General features: G+C 45.0%; 5 protein-coding genes and 1 tRNA gene. 2 read left to right on the top strand and 4 right to left on the bottom strand.

Annotation, left to right across the window (positions count from 1 at the left end):
• Positions 1-294: integrase core domain-containing protein (locus A3GG_RS12475; protein ID WP_018359296.1), on the top strand; the 294-nt coding region annotated here is incomplete at its 5' end.
• A 228-nt stretch (positions 295-522) separates the two neighbouring features.
• A complete protein-coding gene (locus A3GG_RS0110750) occupies positions 523-2220 on the top strand; it encodes an alpha/beta hydrolase-fold protein (protein WP_018359295.1) in 1698 nt (565 codons plus the stop codon).
• Positions 2221-2299: 79 nt separating this feature from the next.
• Here the strand turns inward: A3GG_RS0110750 and A3GG_RS0110745 are convergent, their stop codons facing one another.
• From A3GG_RS0110745 to A3GG_RS0110730, 4 genes are all read right to left on the bottom strand, one after another.
• Positions 2300-4864 carry a zinc-dependent metalloprotease gene (locus A3GG_RS0110745; protein WP_018359294.1) on the bottom strand — a complete coding sequence of 855 codons (2565 nt, stop codon included), beginning with the start codon at positions 4862-4864 and terminating at the stop codon, positions 2300-2302.
• Complete coding sequence (locus tag A3GG_RS0110740) at positions 4864-5808, bottom strand: glycosyltransferase family 2 protein (RefSeq protein WP_018359293.1); 945 nt, start codon at positions 5806-5808, stop codon at positions 4864-4866. The genes A3GG_RS0110745 and A3GG_RS0110740 overlap by 1 nt, the downstream gene beginning before the upstream one ends.
• Position 5809: 1 nt before the next feature.
• Positions 5810-7438 (bottom strand): glycosyltransferase, encoded by a 1629-nt coding sequence (locus tag A3GG_RS0110735; protein ID WP_018359292.1) that lies wholly within the window; start codon positions 7436-7438, stop codon positions 5810-5812.
• A 65-nt stretch (positions 7439-7503) separates the two neighbouring features.
• Positions 7504-7574, bottom strand: a tRNA-Gln gene (locus A3GG_RS0110730).
• Positions 7575-8193 lie beyond the last annotated feature (619 nt).

Here is an 8193-nt window from a genome sequence, read left to right as displayed (position 1 = left end):
ATCAACTCAGACCAAGGCGTACAGTATACGAGCAAGAAGTGGGTAGAGCTATTAGAGGAGAAAGGAATAAGGATAAGTATGGATGGGAAAGGACGTTGTAAGGACAATATTTGGATAGAACGCTTCTGGAGAAGCATCAAGCAAGAGTATATCTATCTTAATCCAGCCGATACAGTCTCAGAACTACGGCAAGGAATAGGGAAGTGGATAAAGTTCTATAACTATGAGCGCCCCCACCAGAGTATCATCAAGCTACTACCTGCCATGGAATATGGAATAGTAGTAGCTGCATAAAAATAACCAATAACTATGTAAAGAGAAAGAAAATGAGTACGTTTGTAACAATGAAAGAAAAAAACACTAGCCCGTTGTCGAAAAATGGGGAGTACTATAGATTGTTATATTACTGTGTGGTAAGATATTTTTTCTGAACTGTAATTTATGTAACTTTACCCGTAATTATGGGATACATGAGGATTGTAAACTAATACAATGATATTAAGAATATGAATTTAGTTAATTATGAAGTTTAATGTGCTACTATTTGTCACTTCTTTGTTGCTTACAGTGCCGAATCTTTTAGCACAAACAAGCAATGGGTATATGGGGCTTATTAATTATGCTCTTGACGCAGCAGATCAGGCTGAGAGTATTGGGCAACAGCAAGAAGTTTTAAAGCTTTTTGATAGTGCATTTAGTCAATACCCCGACAGTATAGAAACAGTTGGTCTTTACGCAGCGTCTACTGCTGCAGCAACCTTGGGAGAGAAGGATAAGGCATTTAATTACCTCAACCAGTTATTGCTCCAGGGGAAAGATAGTTATGGTTTAGAGGGTTGGTTTCATATCATATATGGTGAGTCTGAAGAGGATTTTAATAATCTCAAAGATGACACGCGATGGAGTACTCTAATTGCTCAAGCCTATTCGAAGCAGAAAGCATTTATGGCGCAACTGTCAAGGCATGAGGAGGAGTTCTACCTTACTAATTCTTATCTAGAGCAAGAAAAATCTAAAGCTAGTAATGAGGAATTGTACCAGCTTCTTAGAAATGATAGTCGTTTTCTAGATAAACAAGAAAGAGAGTACTCATTATCTCTTACAGTGAATGATTCTATCCAGACTTCGTTTTTTGTTCTGTTGCCTAAAGACTATGATTCTAGGAAACAATACCCTCTATTATTCTTCTTACATGGGGCGGTGAAACAAAACCAATTTGTTGATTTCCTAACGAAAGAGGAGGTTCAATTCCAATGTGGAAAGTTTATTCCGAAAATTGCTGAGCGGAACGAGGTAATACTCGTTTTCCCAAAAGCGAATAAGCAGTATAATTGGATGAACCCTGATGATGGTTTCTTTATGGTTCCTACTATTCTTAATAAGATTAAGCACAGTATAAATGTAGATGATAATAGAGTCTTTATTTTGGGACATTCAAATGGCGCTACAGGGTCATTTTCTTATCTTATGAAGCAGCCCTCAAGTTTTGCTGGCTTCTATGGCTTTAATACTTACCCTAAGGTGTTTACTGGTGGGACGTTTATTCAAAATATTTTGAATAGATCTTATATGTCTATCACAACTAATCTTGATTATTACTATCCACCAAAGGCTAATGATAGTTTGTCTCGATTGATGCATGAAATAGGGGCTGACTATAAAGAGTGTAGATATGTGGGATTCCCGCATTGGTTTCCACAATTAGATGAATCTGAGTCTGCAGTAGAGCTGCTTTTTGATGATATCGGTGTTCGGACTAGAAACCCGTTCCATTCTAGAATTACCTGGGAATTTGATGATAATAGATATGGTACTATCGACTGGGTTACCGAGGCAAAGCTAGACACCATTTCACCTAAAGCTACTTGGCATAGTCGTTCGGAAAATTTTGATATTAAAGAGTGGTTAAAGTATGATGAGAGAGATAGCCTTGTAGTAGTACCAGTAGAGAAGAAGGGTTTTGATTTTCCTCGGTCTTCAGGTAAAATAGTTGCCGAGTATGCTGACAATATTTTTAGAGTCAAGACTTCGTGTATATCTTTTTTCTGCATTAATATTTCACCTGAGATGGTTGATATGAGTAAACCTGTTGTCATTTATTGGAATAATAAACTGTATTACTCAGGTATTATTCCTATTGATCGAGACTTTATGTTAAGGGATATACAGGAGCGTAGAGATAGAAAATGCTTGTGGGTCAATAGGATTTGTGTCCAATAAGTCGGGGATATGAAGAATATTAATCGGGGCTAGGCAGTGGTAACTGTATAGCCCCGATTAATATTTTGTCATAACTGGATTAGTCGAGAAGCCCTTTGAAGCGAAGCTCCCAGAGCTTGTAGAACCCACGAGTAGAGGCATCACCGCTATTCGCATGTTGGCGGAATAGAGTGCGAATCTCCTGAACTTTCATCAGAATAAGCGGAGCCACTTCATAGCTATTGGGGCTAGCAGGCATAAAATTGAAGCGGAAGAAGCTATGGTCGTGATGATCCTCCTCTGGATGATTCATACACTGAGGTGTAAAGGTGAGCATATCCCACGCTTTCTGATCTTCCAATGATAGTGTGTGCTCGAACATCTCATCAGCACCCTTTATCCCCGTGTAAGAAATCAGGTTGCGTAATGCTGCATCCTCAAGTGCGGTGTCTATAGATGTGAGATTTCTACCTGCGTAGGTCGGTGCGAATACCTCCTTCATAAAGTCCGAAAGGTAGTCCGCAAGAGCGTACTCTCCGCTTTCCATAATGCCTAGTAGCCTAAAGTCGGCAAGTAGGTCGGAGATAACCGAAGATGGTATCAAGCGTTCCATGCGCCAACCATCCTTATTGCCCGATTGGTCGTACTTCTGCTTAAGCTCCTTTGTGAAGAGCCAACTATTCATCTCTCGTACCTGCTTTATACTCCAGCGAAGTGCTTCTTGCTGTTTTGCCTTTGGGATATAGGTCACAGGCATCTGACCATCTCCTTGTCTATTTTCAAAGTAAATCCGACCGCCTACGTATGGTACTACGTGATTGATATGGCGGAAAAATTGACCCGCAAGCTGGGCATGTGCTTCGTACAAATCATCATAGCGCTCTCCCGGCTGTTGTAGCCACTTCTCGAAGTTATTAGCAATAATCTTGAGGTTGGAGATACCATAGTCTCCAGCCTTGATATGATTATCTCCAAGGTCTTCCGTCTGATCCGTAGGGTCGAGAGTATTCACCTGCTGAGCTCCGAAGCGATACATAGGATTGTTGGCCTTAGCCATAATCCACTTGTCTAGCATCTTCGCTTCATCTCTATAGCACTTCGCCTCTGGGATATAGCGGTAGCCCCAGTTGATGGCATGTATATCGTATACACCGATCAGTGGGGGTGTGAGCTTTACACCACGCTCCACATCCCCAGGCTGTGCCACGTAGTTGTTACGAGCATAGTCCATAATCGATGGTGTGGTGCCGTACTTTTGGGTAAACTGAGGGTCTCTGAGTTTCTCCACTGGGAAGGAGAAGCTAGCACCCATGTTGTGCATCAGTCCCAGCGTGTGCCCAATCTCGTGAGCGGCTACATAGCGCATCGCCTCAGCCATTACTTCATCGGGGAGTACGTTGGTTCGTACCCTCTTATCCGCCGCTGCCGTTTGGGTAAATCTCCAGTGATGGAGTAGCGAGAGCACATTATGGTACCAGATGACATCGGCATTAAGAATCTCTCCACTCCTAGGGTCTATGAAGCTAGGCCCCATAGCATTGGCAATACTCGTTGTAGCGTACTTAACACAAGAGAAGCGGAGGTCGTCGGGGTCGAAGTCAGGGTTCTCCTCTTTGCTAGGGTAAAGACGTGCTTCTATCGCATTCTTAAATCCCGCAGCCTCAAAGGCGATATTCCAATCATTGATACCATCCATAACCGCTTGTCTCCACTTCTCTGGGAAAACTGTATCAACGTAGAAGACAATCTTCTGGAGAGGTTCCACCAGTTCACCTCTATTATAGGCGAGCGTATCGCTAGGCTCTAGGCGCCAACGGTGGATAATCTGGAAGTTCTCTATCTTGTCCAGCTTCGTGGTGAATCGGTTGCGCCTAGAGGAGAAATAGCCTACACGATTATCTTGCAGTCTTGGCTTCATGGGCTTCTCCGGAAGCAATACTACCGAACGGTGTACCTCTATAGTATAGGGGTAATTATCCTTACGATAGGATAAGATACTCTTAATCTCAACATTCCTTGGGAAGCTGCGTGCCGAGGAGATATAGCTCGAACCTCTCTGCATACTTCCTGCCACCTTGCTATCTTCGGCTGGGTCTATGTTGCCCTCACCCCCTAGAAAGAAGTCTGTGACATCGATCACTACATTATTGGCGTTCTCTGCTTCCACTCTGAAGCTCGTGAGGATAGGCTCCTCGAAGTTGCGCTTAAACGATGGCGCAATAGGGTCATCCTCATCTACGAAGTTGAGGGTCTCCACTGAGTACATATATACTTTGTCGCCCTGCTTCTTTAGCCGAATCATGAAAGGTTCGCTCACCATCTGACCTGCTACAGCATCCGCAGTGTTGGAAGTACGGGAGATACGGTTAGAGATTAGTAGTGGCTTATTCCAAATGGAGTCAGAGAGCTCGAAGTAAAGATTATCCTTCTTCTTTATGACTACCACGAGTCCACTATCTACCTCTGCCTCCTCTACGAGGTCTTGGTATTTTCTCGTCTTTTCATCTGGCGCATCTTTGGCTCTCGCTTCAGCCTCTTCCTTTGCTTTTTGTCGCTTGCTCTTGAAGATATCTCCCAGCTTTAGCTCCTCCTGAGCATGGCTTGCAGATGGATAGACCATGCTTATCCCAATTGCAAGAAGTAGCAGTACAAGTGTCTTTCTCATTATTCTTTATTGATTCCTAAAAGTTGTTCAGCAAAACCGATTCCATAGGCGAAGTGTTGCACATATGTAGCAGCCACAGCATAGCCCGCTAGTTCCAGTGATTGTCCCTTGGCATAGACGTCAAATACAATTGCCAAGATATAGGCAACAAGTATCCCCCAGAGTGCAATGCTCCCGCTCAGTAGCACCACGATATTGAATAGCACAAAGAGGGTGGGGAGCGTATGTGCTAGTCTGAGCGTGCCTGGATGGTACTTGTTCAGTACTATTCTGGCTCGTCCACTATGGCGGATTTGTCGGAAAAAGTCTGCAAAAGTACCCCTACGCTTATGATAAACCCATACTTCCTCAAATAGCTCCGACTTTCCGCCTATCGCCAAAGCCCTCATGCTGAGGTCTAGGTCTTCGCCATAGCGCATACCATTGCGGAAACCCTTTAGCTGGGCAAAGAGGGAGCGCCTAATGCCCATATTGAAAGTACGGGGATAGAACCTATCCACACTCCCTTTCTTGCCACGGATACCGCCCGTAGTCAGCAGAGAAGTCATGGAGTAGTCTATCGCTTTCTGTATCAATGTAAAATCCTCCCTCGCTCTATCCGGACCGCCCCATAGGTCACAGTTACTATTCTGTAGCGCTTTCTCCAGAGCCACCATGTAGTGGTTGGGCAGCACCGCGTCACTATCTAGGAATATCACCCATTCCCCCTTGGCTGCATCGGCTCCTCTATTGCGCGCACCCCCAGGGCCTGTATTCTGCTGTGTGATATAGCGAATAGGGAGGTCAAAACTCCTAATCACCTCTTCCGATGGATTCGTGGAGCCATCTTCCACCACAATAATCTCATAGGGCACTCCGCTCTCATCTAGTTGAGTAAATGAGTGGAGCAATTCCCTTAGCTCATCGGGTCGGTTGTAGATAGGTATGATAAATGAAATATCCATGTTATCTCTCCTGCATAATTGCTTTTCTATAGGCATCTAAGTATTGTGGATAGAAGTTGCCCCAACTAGCCTTCTTGGCTAGCGCCATTGCCCTTTTCTTGCTTGTGCTTACTGCCTCTGGCTCAAACGAACTGAAGCGGCATACCTTATTGGCAATCGTCTCGGCAAGCTCCTCAAAGTTGTCGTCCTCTCTAGGAAGCGCTTTAGCCCCGAAGCACAGACAGTTCTTGTCATTCGTCTTCATCGCCCACATGCCGAAACCCGCCTTGTCTGTAGTGAGAGTAGGCACGCCAAAGGCGATACTCTCCAATGGGGTGTAGCCCCAAGGCTCGTAGTAACTAGCGAAGATGCTTAGGTCTAGAGCCGGGAGTAGATCGTAGTATTTGATATTGAGGACGCCATCGGAGCCATCTAGGTACGCTGGGAGGAATATAGGATACACCTTCTCGCCCCATGAACCAGTCAAGGCGTGTAGGTGCCCCAAGGTTGGATTGTCCAGTCCATCATACAACTCGTGCGTAAGGTAGGGCATCTGCATGGGCATGGTTAGTTCTTCTTCGTTCTTGAGCGCAGCCATAAGCTCTGGTCTTGGAGCCCCCGACCAGCTGGGTACTAGGATAAGGGCTATCACTTCCCTCTCGGGCTGCTTTGTAGCTGTCCTCCTGATGGCATCGATGTAGATATCTAGCCCCTTATTACGGTATTCGCTTCGTCCCGATGTCGCTATTATAAAAGCCTCCTCCGACAGTCGCTTCCCATAGAGCTTTTCAGCAAGAGAGATAATTGCTTTTCTACCCGTCCGTCTCAGCCCAGCACGCTTATGCCCCGAAGGGATAAATCCTTGCTCAAAACCATTATAGAGTAGGGCATCGGGGCGCTTCTCGAGCAATTGCTCTGCTTCACGCGCTGTCACCTCACTCACCGTACCAAAAGCGTCTGCGGTATGTGCGGCCCTTTTCTCCACCTGATGCTTGCACATCACACCGAGTTCATTGGCCATCTGGTCGCCATTGTAGTTGGACATTTGGCTGTAGAGCGGTTTGCCATTCCCTGCGATAGACCTGCCTACCGAAGTTGCATGCGTGATAAAGATGTTGCGTACTTCAGGAGTCGTCATCCTCAAGTAGAGTAGCCCCATCCCCGTTGTCCATTCGTTGAATATCGCCACTGGATGCTCGCTAGGTTGTAGTGCTACCAACGCTGCCATCACCCTAGCCACAGCTATAGCGAAGAGACATGATTCGTCGTAGTCGCCATACCCAATATCACCCCTAATTCCATAGCGTTCCCACATCTGGAAGTAGAGGGTGTCCTTTTCTTTCCACAGAGGGGCAAAATCTACAAGAGCGACCCTGGGTTCACCAATAATATTCCAAGTACCAACGGTTACAGGTAGACCGCATCTCTCGCTTAGAGCGCTAGCCAACTCCCTGTCCGATTTTTTGCGAGAAGGGCAAAAGTCTGGTTGCTTCCCCTCTAGTTTGGGCCCGATGAATAGCACATGCTCCCTTCCATGATGCTCCACCATAGTGGCAGCTCGTGTGCTCAACACTGTGTATATACCACCTACTTTATTGCAAACCTCCCACGATGTCTCCAGTAGAAGAGTAGGCTGAATCTCATTCTTCATATCAAAATAAAAGACTGAGCACCTCCTTGGCTTTCCCAGAAGGTGCTCAGAAAATAACACATAAGTTGACCTACGAGGATTCGAACCTCGACAAACAGAACCAAAACCTGTTGTGCTACCATTACACCATAGGTCAGTACCCACCTAAGTCTTCAAGTCCTCCGACAAAGGCACTGCAAAGATACTAAATTATTTCTATTATACAAATATAGGAGCCTCGCTAAACTAGCGACTTTAGATGGGTGCTATTACTAAAGGGTGCTGCCTCTCTCTCTAATCGACGAATAATCAAGTATTTCGGCTGACTCCTATGGTAGGTTGGAAGCGGTTTAGGGGATACACAAATTGTTGTTGGTATCGCAGCCAAAGTGGCTCGCCATATCAGAGAAATTTATTCCTAGGAATAAATAAATTTATTTGTACAGACAAATATTTTTATACCTAGAGAAAAATAAATTTATTCCTAGGAATAAATTTCTCTCCTCGCGCCATTTCCATTGGACCTAGATTCCGCAAAGTATAGATCGGCGCTGTTGGGGGTAGTATTTGGGGGTACTTTGGGGTGCTCTTTGCTGTATTTTGGGAGGTGTTTGGCTGTTTTGGAGATTGGTCTTTGTCTTTTTTATCTATTTATAAGCTACTGAATACCACAATTATTGTAAATGGGTACACTTTGGGACACGAGATTGCCAGCGGGCTATTTGGTTAGCTCGCTACTGAATGTTTCCAATTGTTTGTTTCCCTCTCCTCTCCCT

The organism is Porphyromonas levii DSM 23370 (assembly GCF_000379925.1).
Lineage (GTDB): Bacteria > Bacteroidota > Bacteroidia > Bacteroidales > Porphyromonadaceae > Porphyromonas_A > Porphyromonas_A levii.
Note: the sequence above shows the minus strand (reverse complement) of the source record. Positions and strands in the feature narration are given on the sequence as shown.